Source organism: Terrabacter sp. FW104-15G4B, assembly GCF_058790095.1.
The window spans coordinates 88,918-103,080 of record NZ_JBYTCI010000002.1 but is presented as its reverse complement, the minus strand read 5'-3'; the positions used below and the strand labels follow the sequence as shown (position 1 = coordinate 103,080).

The 14,163-nt window shown below is 69.4% G+C and carries 13 protein-coding genes and 1 tRNA gene; 9 read left to right on the top strand and 5 right to left on the bottom strand.

Annotation, left to right across the window (positions count from 1 at the left end; translation table 11 throughout):
• Nucleotide 1: 1 nt before the first annotated feature.
• From AC3WRT_RS02305 to AC3WRT_RS02295, 3 genes are all read right to left on the bottom strand, one after another.
• Nucleotides 2-1,210: a M48 family metallopeptidase gene (locus AC3WRT_RS02305; protein WP_492718649.1), complete on the bottom strand. Its 1,209-nt coding sequence runs from the start codon at nucleotides 1,208-1,210 to the stop codon at nucleotides 2-4.
• A 632-nt stretch (nucleotides 1,211-1,842) separates the two neighbouring features.
• Nucleotides 1,843-2,739, bottom strand: coding sequence for an MBL fold metallo-hydrolase (locus AC3WRT_RS02300; RefSeq protein WP_492718647.1), 897 nt, complete (start codon nucleotides 2,737-2,739; stop codon nucleotides 1,843-1,845).
• Between the two features lie 368 nt (nucleotides 2,740-3,107).
• Nucleotides 3,108-3,503, bottom strand: a complete 396-nt coding sequence (locus AC3WRT_RS02295) for a hypothetical protein (protein WP_492718645.1) — start codon at nucleotides 3,501-3,503, stop codon at nucleotides 3,108-3,110.
• A 52-nt stretch (nucleotides 3,504-3,555) separates the two neighbouring features.
• Here AC3WRT_RS02295 and AC3WRT_RS02290 point away from each other — a divergent pair, with 52 nt between their 5' ends.
• From AC3WRT_RS02290 to AC3WRT_RS02280, 3 genes are all read left to right on the top strand, one after another.
• Nucleotides 3,556-3,975, top strand: a complete 420-nt coding sequence (locus AC3WRT_RS02290) for an HIT family protein (protein WP_492718643.1) — start codon at nucleotides 3,556-3,558, stop codon at nucleotides 3,973-3,975.
• 252 nt (nucleotides 3,976-4,227) lie between these two features.
• Nucleotides 4,228-5,859, top strand: coding sequence for a chaperonin GroEL (gene groL, locus AC3WRT_RS02285; protein ID WP_492718641.1), 1,632 nt, complete (start codon nucleotides 4,228-4,230; stop codon nucleotides 5,857-5,859).
• Between the two features lie 122 nt (nucleotides 5,860-5,981).
• Nucleotides 5,982-6,491 (top strand): DUF2243 domain-containing protein, encoded by a 510-nt coding sequence (locus AC3WRT_RS02280; protein ID WP_492718639.1) that lies wholly within the window; start codon nucleotides 5,982-5,984, stop codon nucleotides 6,489-6,491.
• 50 nt (nucleotides 6,492-6,541) lie between these two features.
• Here AC3WRT_RS02280 and AC3WRT_RS02275 read toward each other — a convergent pair whose 3' ends face one another.
• The gene (locus AC3WRT_RS02275; protein WP_492718637.1) at nucleotides 6,542-6,832 is read right to left on the bottom strand and encodes a WXG100 family type VII secretion target; all 291 of its coding nucleotides are present in this window, start codon (nucleotides 6,830-6,832) and stop codon (nucleotides 6,542-6,544) included.
• A 140-nt stretch (nucleotides 6,833-6,972) separates the two neighbouring features.
• Between AC3WRT_RS02275 and AC3WRT_RS02270 the strand changes: the two genes are divergently transcribed.
• Complete coding sequence (locus AC3WRT_RS02270) at nucleotides 6,973-7,761, top strand: DUF4031 domain-containing protein (RefSeq protein WP_492718635.1); 789 nt, start codon at nucleotides 6,973-6,975, stop codon at nucleotides 7,759-7,761.
• An 84-nt stretch (nucleotides 7,762-7,845) separates the two neighbouring features.
• Here the strand turns inward: AC3WRT_RS02270 and AC3WRT_RS02265 are convergent, their stop codons facing one another.
• Nucleotides 7,846-8,340 carry a YajQ family cyclic di-GMP-binding protein gene (locus AC3WRT_RS02265; RefSeq protein WP_492718633.1) on the bottom strand — a complete coding sequence of 165 codons (495 nt, stop codon included), beginning with the start codon at nucleotides 8,338-8,340 and terminating at the stop codon, nucleotides 7,846-7,848.
• Between the two features lie 136 nt (nucleotides 8,341-8,476).
• Between AC3WRT_RS02265 and AC3WRT_RS02260 the strand changes: the two genes are divergently transcribed.
• The 5 genes from AC3WRT_RS02260 to AC3WRT_RS02240 all read left to right on the top strand — a co-directional run bounded on the left by AC3WRT_RS02260 (nucleotide 8,477) and on the right by AC3WRT_RS02240 (nucleotide 14,132).
• Nucleotides 8,477-8,557 (top strand) — tRNA-Tyr (locus AC3WRT_RS02260).
• 451 nt (nucleotides 8,558-9,008) lie between these two features.
• Nucleotides 9,009-10,340 (top strand): purine-cytosine permease family protein, encoded by a 1,332-nt coding sequence (locus tag AC3WRT_RS02255; RefSeq protein WP_492718631.1) that lies wholly within the window; start codon nucleotides 9,009-9,011, stop codon nucleotides 10,338-10,340.
• 29 nt (nucleotides 10,341-10,369) lie between these two features.
• Nucleotides 10,370-11,917: a hydantoinase/oxoprolinase N-terminal domain-containing protein gene (locus tag AC3WRT_RS02250; protein WP_492718629.1), complete on the top strand. Its 1,548-nt coding sequence runs from the start codon at nucleotides 10,370-10,372 to the stop codon at nucleotides 11,915-11,917.
• Between the two features lie 2 nt (nucleotides 11,918-11,919).
• Nucleotides 11,920-12,996, top strand: coding sequence for an S-methyl thiohydantoin desulfurase family protein (locus AC3WRT_RS02245; protein ID WP_492718627.1), 1,077 nt, complete (start codon nucleotides 11,920-11,922; stop codon nucleotides 12,994-12,996).
• Nucleotides 12,996-14,132, top strand: a complete 1,137-nt coding sequence (locus AC3WRT_RS02240; RefSeq protein WP_492718625.1) for an S-methyl thiohydantoin desulfurase family protein — start codon at nucleotides 12,996-12,998, stop codon at nucleotides 14,130-14,132. Before AC3WRT_RS02245 ends, AC3WRT_RS02240 begins: the two co-directional genes overlap by 1 nt.
• Nucleotides 14,133-14,163: the final 31 nt, after the last annotated feature.

Sequence of the window (14,163 nt, the reverse complement as noted above, 5' to 3'; positions counted from 1 at the left end):
GTCACATCCAGCTCTCGAGCAGGTCGTCACGGAAGGCGCGCCCGAGGGACGGCCTCAGAGCGACGAGCTCGACGTCGGCTGCGCCCACGAGGGTTCGCCGGGCAGCCACCGCACCGGCATCCGGACTCGCGGGGTGGGCCTCGACGAGGCTGAGGCGCAGGTCGTCGCGCGGATGCGTCGCGTCCCAGCGCAGGTCCTGCTCCCGGGCTCGGATGCGTGCCTGGGCGAGCTGGGCTGCGGTGAGCGGTGCCCGATCGCGGACCTGTGCGAGCGCCTCGAAGGGGTCCTCGCGTCGACGCGCCGCAGCCCCGGCGACGGTGTGCAGGCCGGGGATGCCCATCGTCGTCAGCAGCAGCCGGACCACCGCGGACGTGCCGGCGACCTCGGCGGCTCGCAGGTCGGCGGCGTACTCGCGCACCTGGCTCTCGCGGGAGGCCGCGCGCTCGAACGCCAGGAGCAGCAGGACCGCGGGCAGCGACACGACGGTCAGAACCGCGCGGCCCACGCCGTTCATCGTCGCGGTGGAGTGGGCGACCTCGACGCGGTAGTCCTCGAAGTCGGAGACGGCGTCACGAGGCAGCGGGGTCAGCAGCGTCGAGAGCCGCTCGAGCAGCCCGTGCGCGTGGCTGACAAGTGCGGCGTGCCCGCTGTCGCGGCCCTGGAGGTGGCCGAGCTCGTGGCAGAACAGGGCGATGCGCTCGTCGTCGGTGAGGCACGTCCACAGGGGCAGCCCGACGACGATCGTCGGGCCCAGGGTCCATCCGGTGCTGACCACGCCGGCGTTGAACTCGGTGTCGACGCGGACCGTGGTGGGCGGTCGCACGCCGACCTGGCCGGCGAGCTCGTGGAGGAGCCGGTGCGTGGCCGGGAACTGGGTCGGCTCGAGCTCTGTCGCGTCCTCCACCCGGACGGGCCGCGGCGCGACGGCTGCAACGAGCAGCCAGCCGGCCGCCACGCCGACCCAGCCCCACATCCCCTTGGGCAGGAGGGTTGCCCACAGGAGCAGGCCGACGGCTGCCGCTGCGATCCCGAGGATGACGACGGAAAAGGCCGTGAGGATCCGCGAGCCGTGTGCTTGTGCGGTGGAGAGCCCTCCCGCGACGAGGTGGTCGTGGGTGCGGCGGGCGGCGGCGTCGGTGGCGGCCCGACGGCGGCGGGCGAACCACGACAGCCCGTTCGGAGCAGCAGTGGACGTGGACAGGTCGGGCACGGTGTTGGTCCTTCGGCGACGAGCGAGATGCCCGGATGCTACGGCCACGCCCACCAGATATGGGGAGCTCGGCCGCATAGGTTTGGTTTTCCATCAGCGACGGTCTGCTAGCGCGGCGGATCGGCGGCGTCTGGTGCCGGTGATCGTCCTGATCCGGCGAGCGGATCTTTCGAGGCAGGCGCAGAGCCACCTGTCGCCGCCGCGGCTGCGACTCGAGGACGCGCTCGTCGACGTGGCAGACGGCGGGTCCGGGACGCGGATGTGGACGGGCGGCTCGTCCATACGTCGGCTGACGCCCGCTGGACCGACGTCGAGCGAGGCATCGACTCCGCCATCGCGGGTGACGTCACGGTGAGACTCGGCTGGTTGCACGTCGCCGACCCGTGCCGGACGGCGGCTGCACTTGGCCGGCTGCTCAGCAGTCGAGGTTGGACCCGGGAGGCGATGTCCTGCTCTCCTGCCTGCCCGGTGCGCGAGACGGCAGGCGAGTCCACACGACGCGGTGGATCACTGGCACCTGGCGACGGCGATCCACCGCACGGGTTGGGGCGCGCATCCTGACCGGCGCAACGTCGTTGGGAACCGTGGCTCCGTGGTCAGCAGATCCACTCTCGATCGTTGCCCCGAGTCGGTCAGTGGGTGGGTGGGGCGAGGTGTGACCAGCCGCGGCGGATGGCGTTCTGCAGGTGCTCGAGCGGGTAGGGCAGACGCGGGTCCGGATCGTGGAGGGCTTCCTCCAGCGTGCCGCCGCCGAGCCGGCGCTCGCGGATCACGGCGGCCACCGCAGCGACGGCGTCCCGCTGGTGGACCACGAAAGCCCCATCGACGGGCCGGCCGTGACCGGGGACGACGACGGTCCGGTCATCGGCGGACAGCAGGTGCGAGGTCAGGGTGTCGGGCCACTCGAGCGGCCAGCAGTCGTCGCCGAACGACGGGTGCCCGCTCTCCTCGACGAGGTCCCCGAGGAACATCGCGTCGGTGTCGGGCACGAGCACGGCGACGTCTCCGTCGGTGTGGCCGCGGCCGGCATACGCCATTGTGACGGCGCGGTCGCCCAAGTCTATGCAACCACTACTGCCGAAGGTCCGGTCGGGCCCGCGCGTGACGGTCGCCATGACCTCGGCGGCGTCCCGCTCGGTGTAGCCGTACTCCGGTGCGGCTCCCGGGTCGGCGCGGAAGAGGCCCTTGATCGCCTCGGCGCTCGCGGTGAAGGTGCGCCCGACGTTGTCGTGCGCGTGCACCGTCGCCGACTCGAAGGCGAGGTTGCCGAAGGTGTGGTCGAAGTGGACGTGGGTGTTGACGACGTGCCGCACGGTGATGCCCCGTCCGAGCCGGCGCACGTCGTCGAGCACCTGCGCGCCCTGGACATCGCTCGCCCGGGTGTCGACGACCACGGCGCCGTCGCGCCCGAGGACCAGGCCGACGTTGACGTCCCACTGCCGGTAGCGGGCCACGAAGACCCGGTCTGCGACCTCGACGAAGCCGCTCGTGCCACCGGCCGCACCACCCGACGCGGTCGCCGGTGTCACTGCGTCCGTCCTGCTGTGATGTGCGCCTCGCCGAGCATGCGACCCACCGTAGCGACGTCCGCTCGAATAGGCGCTGGCCCGCCACTTCCCCTACGTTGTTGAGCCATGTCGATCGAGACCCGCAGCTCCCGGCGCCACGGCAGACACCGTGGCACGCCGCGCCGCCAGCCTCGGCGCATGCTCGTCGTCGCAGCTTGTCTGGCCGCGATCGCGCTGCTTGCCACCGGTGCGGTGGCCCTCTGGCCCAGTGGTGGCGGGAGGGTCGAAGCCCGTGCTGCCGGTGCCCTCGCGGTGCAGCCCGGCGGGGAGATGACGAGCACGCCGTCGGACGGCGGCTCGGACTCGGAGGACGCGACGTCGGCGACCGCTCAGACGGAGCCTTCGAGCCCGACCGCGACCGCTCCCGAGCGTCCGAGCCCCACGGGGGTTCGCCAGCCGCCCTCGGACCACGCCTCGTCCGACCCGGGCTTGTCCGACCCGGCCTCCTCGGGCGCGACCCCCTCGGGCGCGACCCCCTCGGGCGCGAGCTCATCCGCGCCGGCCTCGTCGGGCACCACCTCCGTGAGCCGGCCGAGCAGCGTGCCGACGCCCGCCCGCAGCCGGGGCACCACGTCGACGCCTCCACCGGCGTCGACTCCGACCCCGACGCCGACGCATGGCAATGCGAAGCCGAAGCCGAGCCACACGACAGAGCCGAGCCAGACGGAGGAGCCGGAGCCCACGAGCACACCCACCACCGTCAGCGACTGCTTCCTGCTGTTCATCTGCCGCTAGGCGGCGTGCGCGACCCGTCGACCGACGTGGCAACCTGTCGCCATGGAGTGCATCTTCTGCTCGATCGTGGCCGGGAGCCTTCCCTCCGACGTCGTGCTCGACGAGCCGGACTTCCTCGGCTTCCTCGACCGCAGGCCCGTCTTCAAGGGACACGTGCTGCTCGTGCCGCGACAGCACGTCGACACTCTCCTCGACCTGCCGGTGCAGCTGCACGCCGGACTCCTCGGCGCCACCCAGCGGCTCGCCGCAGCCGTGGTCGAGGGACTGGGCGCACAGGGCAGCTTCGTCGCCACCAACAACGTCGTCAGCCAGTCGGTGCCGCACCTGCACATCCACGTCGTGCCCCGCACCAAGGGCGACGGCCTGCGCGGCTTCTTCTGGCCCCGGACGAAATACGCGTCCGAGCAGGAGTCGTCCGAGTATGCCGCCCGCCTGGCCGCCGCGCTCGCGCCCGCGGCGTGAGCCGACCGGACGGCATACGCAAGCACGCGTGACCGGGAGAGCCGCGGCGCGGGCCGTCCGCTCGGAACCGTTTGCACTCTCACCCGGAGAGTGCCAATAATGGCGTTAGCACTCTCCTCGTGTGAGTGACAGAAATGGGCCGTATGCCGAGGGGCTGGGTTCGCAGCTACATGAAGCTGGGAAGACCGGTCCCGTCCGTCGCGGGCGTCATACGGGCCACCACCAACGTTTCGTGTGGGAGGAACCACCCGAATGGCCAAGACCATTGCTTTTGACGAAGAGGCACGCCGCGGTCTCGAGCGGGGCATGAACATCCTTGCCGACGCCGTCCGCGTGACCCTCGGCCCGAAGGGCCGCAACGTCGTCCTGGAGAAGAAGTGGGGCGCCCCCACGATCACCAACGACGGCGTCTCGATCGCCAAGGAGATCGAGCTCGACGACCCGTACGAGAAGATCGGCGCGGAGCTCGTCAAGGAAGTTGCCAAGAAGACCGACGACGTCGCCGGTGACGGCACGACGACGGCGACCGTGCTCGCCCAGGCCATGGTGAAGGAAGGCCTGCGCAACGTGGCCGCCGGCGCCAACCCGATGGCGCTCAAGCGCGGCATCGAGCAGGCCGTCGAGGCCGTCTCCGCCCGCCTGCTCGAGCAGGCCAAGGAGATCGAGACCAAGGAGCAGATCGCCTCGACCGCCAGCATCTCGGCGGCCGACGAGGAGATCGGTGCTCTCATCGCCGAGGCGATGGACAAGGTCGGCAAGGAAGGCGTCATCACCGTCGAGGACTCCAACACCATGGGCCTCGAGCTGGAGATGACGGAGGGTATGCGCTTCGACAAGGGCTACATCTCCGCCTACTTCGTCACCGACACCGAGCGCATGGAGGCCGTCCTCGACGACGCCTACGTGCTCGTGGCCAACAGCAAGATCGGCAGCATCAAGGACCTCATCCCGCTCCTGGAGAAGGTCATGCAGTCGGGCAAGCCGCTGCTGATCATCGCCGAGGACATCGAGGGTGAGGCCCTCGCGACCCTGGTCGTCAACAAGATCAAGGGCACGTTCAAGTCGGTCGCCGTCAAGGCCCCCGGCTTCGGCGACCGCCGCAAGGCCATGCTCACCGACATCGCCATCCTCACCGGCGGCCAGGTCATCTCCGAGGAGGTCGGTCTCAAGCTCGAGAACGCCACCCTCGACCTGCTCGGCAAGGCTCGCAAGGTCGTCGTCACCAAGGACGAGACGACCATCGTCGAGGACGCCGAGGACCGCAGCCAGATCGAGGGCCGCATCGCCCAGATCAAGGCCGAGATCGAGAAGTCGGACTCCGACTACGACCGCGAGAAGCTCCAGGAGCGCCTCGCCAAGCTCGCCGGCGGCGTCGCCGTCATCAAGGCGGGCGCGGCCACCGAGGTCGAGCTCAAGGAGCGCAAGCACCGCATCGAGGACGCCGTCCGCAACGCGAAGGCTGCCGTCGAGGAGGGCATCGTCGCCGGCGGTGGCGTGGCCCTCATCCAGGCCGCCAAGGCGCTCGACGAGCTCACGCTCGAGGGTGACGAGGCGACCGGTGCCAACATCGTGCGCGTCGCGACGGAGGCCCCGCTCAAGCAGATCGCGATCAACGCCGGTCTCGAGGGTGGAGTCGTCGCGGAGAAGGTGCGCGGCCTGGAAGCCGGTCACGGCCTCAACGCCGCCACCGGTGAGTACGGCGACCTGCTGGCCGCCGGCATCATCGACCCGGTCAAGGTGACGCGCTCGGCGCTGCAGAACGCAGCCTCGATCGCGGCGCTCTTCCTCACGACCGAGGCCGTCATCGCCGACAAGCCCGAGAAGAACGCGCCGGCCATGCCCGGTGGCGACGACATGGGTGGCATGGGCGGCATGGGCTTCTGAGCCCACCCGCTCGAGCAACACCGCAGCACGTCCGAAGGGCGGCTCCTCCTCTGGGGGAGCCGCCCTTCGCCGTCGTCGGGAGGTGCTCGCGTGCCCGGCCCGCGGCGGGGTACGCGGCTCGCATGGCTGCCCCCGCACGTGACGTTGCCCCGGCCCGCCCGGCCTCGCGGGTCACGGGACTGCTCCTCGGGATAGGGCTCGGTGGCTTCGTCGACGGCATCGTCCTGCACCAGATCCTGCAGTGGCACCACATGGTCAGCGACGTGGCGGCCTATCCCGTCACCACGGTGGCCGGCCTGGAGGCGAACACGCTGGCGGACGGCCTCTTCCACGTGGGCGCCTGGATCGTGGTGCTCGCCGGCTCCCTGCGCGCCGTCAGCGAGTGGCGGTCTGGTGCGCGCCCGCCGAGCTGGACCTTCCACGTCGGGATGGTGCTCGTCGGTTGGGGGCTGTTCAACCTCGTGGAGGGCATCGTCGACCACCAGCTGCTCGGCATCCACCACGTGCGCGACGACCTCGGCGGGCCCCTCGCCTGGGACGTCGGCTTCCTCGTCGTGTCCGGACTGCTCGTGCTCGCCGGGTGGGCGTTGCACCGGCGTCGGCCGCGGCAGGTCGGGGCCCCGACGCCCTGACAGGGAGGGAGGCGCCGGGGCCGGTCCTGAGGGGTGGCTCGTGGAGCCGGTCAGCGGGAGAAGAGCGCGCGCGTGGCGTTCTCGTGCTCGGCGTAGGCGGACGATGCCTTGAGCGTGAGACGGCCGACGTCGGCGAGCGCCTCCGTCATCTGCGCCTGGATGCGCTGGTAGTCGTGCATCACGCGCTCGAACTCCACCTTGGCCGGCCCCTGCCAGTCGGCGCCCATGCCCGCCAGGCGGCTGCGCAGCTCGGCGGTGCTCGAGGTGATGGTGTCGGCGAGCCGGTTGATGTCGCCGGCCGCAGCCGCTATGCGTTCGGTGTCAACGACGGAACGGGACATGTGTCTACTCCTCGATCGGTGGGCCGACCGGACGGTGGCCGCGTGCTCTCGAGGCTAGGTGGGGTGGGGGAGCGGCAGCCGGCGTCATCCACAGGCGGAGGGGACGGCATACGCCATCGGCTGGCCTAGGCTGCTGAGCCATGACCGTGTGGATCGACCAGCCCATCTGGCCCGCCCACGGTCGGCTATTCGCGCACCTCGTCAGCGACGTCTCCTACGACGAGCTGCACGAGCTCGCCCGAGCCGCTCGACTGCACCCGCGGTCGTTCGATGGCGACCACTACGACGTGCCACAGGCGCGCTGGCAGGACGTCGTCGACGCGGGCGCCACGCCGACGACGGGCACCGAGCTCGTGCGCCGGCTCAACGCGTCCGGGCTGCGGCTGCGCAAGCGCAAGCGTGACCGCGGGGTGCGTCGGATCCTCGACGTCCCCTTCCCCAACGGGGCAGGCGACGTCGACCTCATCGCCTCCGACGACCCGCTCGACCCGGTGCGCGTGCTGGCGGCGATGGTCTTCGTCCGCGACCGCCGCGGTGACTTCGTCGTCGTGCACAGCGTCCGTCGCGGCGAGTGGGGCTCTCCCGGCGGGTGGCGCGAGGACGACGAGACGCCGGTCGAGAACGCCGTGCGCGAGACGTTCGAGGAGACCGGCCTCAGGCTGCGCCACCCCGACGTGCTGCCCTGCGGCTACGAGCGTTTCACGCCTTTGACCGACGACAACCTCTTCGGTCGCCAGAAGCCGTTCCTGCAGGTTTTTCGCACCCGGCTCGATGACGTGCGGCCCGAGCTGACCGACGGCGACGACGGCATCCACGAGACGCGCTGGGTCACGCCGCAGGAATACGCCGCGCTGTGCGGTCACCTCTTCTGGTGGCCGCTCGCCGTCGAGGTCTTCCCGGACCTCCGCGGTCTCGCCCGCCCGCTCTGAGACGCACGTATGCCGCCCACCCTGGTGGACGGCATACGTCGGCTCTCGCGGGGGCCACCCGAAGCGCCTGCGAACCCGCTCAGGTCAGCGCTGGTTGGTGAAGTTGAGCGCGACGTCGAGGTCGGCCTCGCGCAGCATCCGCTGGACGGCCTGCAGGTCGTCGCGCGACTTGCTCGAGACGCGCAGCTCGTCACCCTGGATCTGGCTCTTGACGCCCTTGGGACCCTCGTCGCGGATGAGCTTGTTGATCTTCTTCGCGTTCTCCTGCGAGATGCCCTCCTTGAGGGGCGCGTCGAGGTGGTACTCCTTGCCCGAGAGGCGCGGGCCGGCCTCGGGGACGTCGAGGTGCTTGAGGCTGACCTTGCGCTTCACAAGGTGCGTCTGCACGACGTCGAGCACGGCAAGGCAACGCTCCTCGGTGTTCGCCTTCATCTTGATGGCGTCGCCGGCGAGCTCCACGGACGCGCCGACGTTCTTGAAGTCGTAGCGGGTCGCGAGCTCCTTGCTGGCGCTGTTGACCGCGTTCGCGATCTCCTGCTTGTCGAACTTGCTGACGATGTCGAACGAGGAGTCGGCCATTGGGAGGGTCCTTCCGAATGCTGTGATGTGGTCCGTCGAGCGGGGGTTCGCGGGGTGTGTGGCCACGCCGAGGACGACGCCGCGGAGCCGATTTCGGACCCTGCCCGATCTCTTGCTATCCTTCCAGACGCACCAAGGCAGGTTGTCCGAGCGGCCAATGGAAACGGACTGTAAATCCGTCGCGAGAGCTACGAAGGTTCGAATCCTTCACCTGCCACCCAGTGCCCCGAAAGGCCCTGACCAGCGGAAACGCTGGCCAGGGCCTTTCGCATGTATCCCGCCAGGGTATGTGCCGCCTCGGATTCCGAAGCAATTCACGCAAGCCGCTGACCTGCGAAGTTGCGGCGGGCGCATCGCCCTGTGGGGAATGCGTGGGGAAGTTGCGCCCTGCGGGACGTCCGTCGTGGGCGTCCACTCCCTTGACCTGCAGCGATGTGGGGGAGGGGGTATGCCAACACAGCGGACTCACGCACCGTCGCCAATGGTTCGGCGCCTCTCCTGACGGCTCGCGGTCAGCACCCAACCGTCCATGCGGTCAAGCTTGCCCATGGTCGCCCCTTGTGCAAAGGGCACGACTGTGCGACGAAATTGGGCCGACTGCCCATTGTCCGAGTCCAGCGCCCGCTCTAGTTTTGCCGCACTTACATCCCCTTGGAAGGACATCAGCCATGGCTCACGCAGATGACTTTGCGCTCTCGCGGGTCGCCCCGTCGGCGCGGCGGCACTGGTTCGGTATCGCTGTGCAGCGATTCGGCCAGGTCAGCGCTCTCTCACAATTCCTGCTCGGCGCGACGCTCGGCTACAGCATGACCTTCGGAAGCGCGGTGCTCGCCTTCCTCTTCGGCTCGATCATCCTCGAGGTGATCATGTGCGTCGTCGGGATCGTCGGGCAACGTGAAGGGCTGAACACGGCACTCCTCGCGCGCTGGACGGGTTTCGGAGAGGTCGGTGCCTCCCTTGTCGGTCTCGCCATCGGGATCAGCCTGATCGGCTGGTTCGGTATCCAGTCGGCGATCTCTGCGGAGTCGCTCGACGCACTCATGCCGGGAGCCTTGCCGGCGTGGGCCTGGTGCATGATCTTCGGTCTAATCGTCACGGCGATCGTGGCGGTGGGGTTCGGCGGAATGCAGTGGCTGGCCAACGTCACTGTGCCGTTGTTCCTCGCCCTTGTCGGCTGGTCCATCATCTCTGAGCTGAGCCGTCACTCCATCGGCGACCTGATCGCGTCGCCCCCACCTGGTCCGGCGATCACGGTCGGACAGGGGACTGCGATTGTCGCGGGAGGCCTCATCGTCGGCGCCATCATCACGGCGGACATGACGCGCTTCAACCGCACGGGGAAGGATGTCGTCAAGCAGACCGTCGTGGGAGTCACCCTGGGAGAGTTCGTTATCGGTCTGGCCGGGGTGCTCCTTGCCCATGCCGCGGGCACCGGCAACATCGTCGCGATCGTCACCTCGTCCGTCGGCCTCATCGGACTGTTCATCGTCCTGACCGGCACCCTCAAGATCAACGACTGGAACCTGTACTCGTCCTCGCTCGGCCTGGTGAACTTCGTCTCCACCGCCTTCCGCCGTGACCTGCACCGGGTGACCACCACGATCGTCCTCGGCGTCGTCGGGTCAGTCCTCGCGGCCGCCGGCATCCTCGCCCACTTCACCGACTTCCTGATCGTCCTCGGTGTGGCGTTCCCTCCGATCGCGGGCATCATGATCGCCGAGTACTTCATCGTCAAGCAGTGGCGCGGCGAGCTCGACGCGACCCGGGCGCTCGGAGCTCTTCCCGCTACGGCGCCGCGACTCGTACCCGCCACCCTCGTGGTCTGGGCGATCTCCGCTGCCGTGGGCTACTTCGCCACGTGGGGTATCCCGAGCATCACGTCGCTGGTGCTGTCGGTCGTCCTGTACGTCATCGCCGGCAAGCTCGGCCTCGTCCGCACCGTCGGGGTCGCGCACACGAGGACCGTCGAGGCACTGCCCGAGTCGCAGCCGGTCCACTGACGTACCGCTTACAACACGCAAGGAGAGTCATGCACATCGGAATCGACGTCGGCGGTACGAACACGGACGCCGTCCTCATGGAGGGCACTCAGGTCCTCGCCGCGGTCAAGGAGTCGACGAGCGAGGACGTCACCAGCGGCATCGTCAGCGCCATCGAGCAGATTCGCGCCCAGCACGAGTTCGAGGGCGCCACCATCCAAGCCGTCATGATCGGGACGACGCACTTCATCAACGGGCTCGTCGAGGCGCGGCGTCTGGCGCCGACCGCGGCCCTTCGCCTTGGCCTACCCGCAACCCGTGCCCTGCCGCCTCTCGTCGACTGGCCGGAGGGGCTGCGCGCGGCCATCTCGGGGCGGGCATACCTGGCGCACGGCGGCTACGAGTTCGACGGACGCCCCATCTCTCCGATCGACCACGACGAGCTCAAACGGCACGCCGCCGACATGGCAGCCCACGGCATACGCTCCGTCGCGATCTCATCGGTGTTCAGCCCCGTGAACCACGACCTCGAGGTCGAGGCGGCTGCGGTGGTGGCCGAAGAGCTCGGACCCGACGTCGCCATCTCGTTGTCGCACGAGATCGGTCGCATCGGCTTGCTGGAGCGGGAGAACGCGACGATCATCAACGCCGCCCTTCGCGAGATGGCGGTCTCGATCGTCGATGGCTTGACCGCCGCCGTACGCGCGCACGGTATCGAGGCGCCGATCTTCCTCAGCCAGAACGACGGCACGCTCATGGACGAGGACTTCGTCCGCCGCTACCCCGTGGCCACCTTCGCCTCCGGCCCGACCAACTCGATGCGCGGGGCTGCAGCCACGAGCGGGTTGGAGACGTGCGCAGTCGTCGACATCGGCGGCACCACCTCGGACATTGGCCTGCTGGTCAACGGCTTTCCTCGCGAGACCACGACAGAGGTCAAGGTGGCTGGCGTTCGGACGAACTTCCGTATGCCGGACGTGCTGTCCCTCGGCATCGGGGGCGGCAGCCACGCGGACGCCACCACCGCCGAGGTCGGGCCGCACTCCGTCGGCTACAAGCTCACCTCCGAGGCCCTCGTGTTCGGCGGGTCTCAGGTCACGGCCACCGACCTGGCCGTGGCCGCGGGACGCGCCGACGTCGGGGACGCCTCACTCGTGGCGCATCTAGACCGCGCTCTGGTCAACCGGGCACTCGATCGCGTCGCGGACCGCATTGCCGAAGCCGTCGACCGCATGCGCACCTCGGCCGAGCCGATCCCTGTCGTGGCCGTCGGTGGTGGATCGATCCTGCTGCCAGAGGAGATCCCCATCTTCGGAGCGGTGCACCGGCCCGACAACTACGCGGTGGCCAACGCCATCGGCGCCTCCATCGCCCAGGTCGGCGGCGAGATCGACAAGGTCTTCGCGGTCGACCCCGGGCGCCGCGACGCGATCCTCGACGAGGTGCGCCAAGAGGCGGTCGACAAGGCCATCGCCGCAGGTGCCAGCCCAGCGACCGTGAAGATCGTCGACTTCGACCAGGTGCCGATCCCGTACCTGCCCGGCAACGCCACCCGGATCCGGGCCAAGGCGGTCGGCGACCTCGACATGGGGGCGTGAGGATGGCCTGGACGTTGGATGCCGGTCAGATCCCGGCCTTGGCCAGGGGTGCTGCTGTGCTCGGTACGGGCGGCGGGGGAGACCCGCACATCGGGGCGCTGCTGGCCACTCAAGCCCTCACGATGCACGGAGACGTCGAGGTCGTCAGCGTCGACGAGGTGCCGGCTGACGCCCGCGTCGTCATGGTGGCGATGATGGGCGCGCCGACGGTCATGGTCGAGAAGCTTCCCTCGCTCGACGAGGTCGTAACCCCGGTACGGGCGTTGGAGCCGTTCCTGGACGGGCCCATCACCCACATCGCCTGCGCCGAGGTCGGTGGCGTCAACTCCACCATCCCGATCGTCGCGGCGGCCGCGCTGGGCCTGCCACTCGTCGACGGGGACGCCATGGGACGTGCCTTTCCCGAGCTGCAGATGGTTTTGCCCACGCTGGCGGGTGTCGACGCCACCCCCATGGCCTTCGCCGACGACAAGGGCAACACCGGCGTGCTGACCACTATTGACAACGCGTGGGCCGAGCGGATCGCCCGAGTCGCCTGCGTGGAGATGGGCTGCTCGGTGATGATCTCGATCTTCCCGCAGTCCGGCGCGCAGCTGAGCCAGACGATGGTGGCCGGCTCGCTGAGCAAGGCCGCGGCGATCGGCCAGGCGATCGTTGCCGCACGCAGTGCCAACGAGGACCCGGTCGCGCGTGCCGTCGCGGAGCTGGCCGGTCGGGAGCTCTTCGCGGGAAAGGTGATCGACATCGAGCGGGCGACCACGACGGGCTTCGCGCGTGGCCGCGCCCGCATCGAAGGCGACGGCGGCGCCCTCGAGCTCTTCTTCCAGAACGAGCACCTTCTCGCGCAGGCGGACGGGGTGGTCCTTGCCACCACCCCAGACCTGATCATCGTGCTCGAGCACGACTCCGGAGAGCCCATCACCACCGAGGGCCTGCGCTACGGCCAGCGTGTCCGAGTCATCGCCGCACCCTCCGACGAACGATGGCACAGCGCAGAAGCACTGGCGCTGGTCGGACCGCGCTACTTCGGCTACGACATGGAGGCACATCGCTTCGACGGGGCACGGGAGGTCGCCTGATGAGCTGGCAGATCACCAGGGACGACCTCGCGGACCTGGCGCGCGGCGCGACCCTCCTCGGCACCGGCGGCGGAGGGGACCCGTACATCGGGATGATGCTGGTCCAGCGCGTTCTCGGCGAGGGGAGCATCACCATCTTGGACCCCGACGAGATCGCCGACGACCTCTTCGTCATCCCCACCGCGCAGATGGGCGCACCGACCGTCATGATCGAGAAGATCCCGGCGGGCACGGAGCCCACCCTGTCGCTGCGCATCCTCGAAGAGCACCTCGGCCGGTCTGCGGACGCCACCATGCCGATCGAGTGTGGCGGTATCAACTCGATGATCCCCCTGATCGTGGCAGCCGAGACGGGGCTGCCGGTCGTCGACGCAGACGGCATGGGACGAGCCTTCCCCGAGCTGTCGATGGAGACCTTCGCTGTCTACGGCGTGCATGGATCCCCGCTAGCCCTGGCGGGGGAGCGCGGCGAGCGGGTCATCATCGACACCGGCGACGACGACAAGCAGATGGAGTGGCTGGCCCGAGCCGTCACAATCCGCCTCGGCGGCGTGGGGCACATCGCCGAGTACGCCATGAGCGGCGCCGACGTGAAGCGCACCGCAGTGCCCCGCACGTTGTCCATGGCGCTGGCGCTCGGTCGCGCGATCCGGCTCGCCCGCGAGGAGAAGCGTTCACCATTCCACGCCATCCGGGATACGCTCGCGTCCACGCTCTACCAGCACGTCCGAACCCTCTTCGAAGGCAAGGTCACCGACGTTGACCGGCGAACGACAGAAGGCTTCGCCAAGGGCGTCGCCCGGATCGCCCCGGCAGACGGAGGCGATGACGAGCTCGAGATCCGGTTCCAGAACGAGAACCTCATCGCCCTGTGCAACGGCGAGATGGCCGCCATCGTCCCGGACCTCATCTGCGTCGTGGACAGCGAGTCAGCAGAGCCCATCACGACCGAGGGGCTGCGCTATGGGCAGCGGGTGCGCGTCCTGGGCATCTCCACTCCGGAGATGATGCGCACGCCAGCCGCCCTGGCCGCGTTCGGGCCGGACGCCTTCGGCCTGACAGAGCGGTTCAGCCCGGTGGAGTGCCTTGCGGGTGAGGAAGGACAGCCGGCCTCAGCGGCCACCCTCGTCCCCTGATCCGGACTCCGCCGCTCCTGCAGCGGCACCT

What these genes read in the sequence shown, in the direction of transcription:
- AC3WRT_RS02295 (WP_492718645.1), bottom strand. Translation starts at nt 3,503, where the DNA reads ATGAACAGCAGGAAGCAGTCGCTGACGGTGGTGGGTGTGCTCGTGGGC.
- AC3WRT_RS02290 (WP_492718643.1), top strand. Translation starts at nt 3,556, where the DNA reads ATGGAGTGCATCTTCTGCTCGATCGTGGCCGGGAGCCTTCCCTCCGAC.
- groL (WP_492718641.1), top strand. Translation starts at nt 4,228, where the DNA reads ATGGCCAAGACCATTGCTTTTGACGAAGAGGCACGCCGCGGTCTCGAG.
- AC3WRT_RS02280 (WP_492718639.1), top strand. Translation starts at nt 5,982, where the DNA reads ATGGCTGCCCCCGCACGTGACGTTGCCCCGGCCCGCCCGGCCTCGCGG.
- AC3WRT_RS02275 (WP_492718637.1), bottom strand. Translation starts at nt 6,832, where the DNA reads ATGTCCCGTTCCGTCGTTGACACCGAACGCATAGCGGCTGCGGCCGGC.
- AC3WRT_RS02270 (WP_492718635.1), top strand. Translation starts at nt 6,973, where the DNA reads ATGACCGTGTGGATCGACCAGCCCATCTGGCCCGCCCACGGTCGGCTA.
- AC3WRT_RS02265 (WP_492718633.1), bottom strand. Translation starts at nt 8,340, where the DNA reads ATGGCCGACTCCTCGTTCGACATCGTCAGCAAGTTCGACAAGCAGGAG.
- AC3WRT_RS02255 (WP_492718631.1), top strand. Translation starts at nt 9,009, where the DNA reads ATGGCTCACGCAGATGACTTTGCGCTCTCGCGGGTCGCCCCGTCGGCG.
- AC3WRT_RS02250 (WP_492718629.1), top strand. Translation starts at nt 10,370, where the DNA reads ATGCACATCGGAATCGACGTCGGCGGTACGAACACGGACGCCGTCCTC.
- AC3WRT_RS02245 (WP_492718627.1), top strand. Translation starts at nt 11,920, where the DNA reads ATGGCCTGGACGTTGGATGCCGGTCAGATCCCGGCCTTGGCCAGGGGT.
- AC3WRT_RS02240 (WP_492718625.1), top strand. Translation starts at nt 12,996, where the DNA reads ATGAGCTGGCAGATCACCAGGGACGACCTCGCGGACCTGGCGCGCGGC.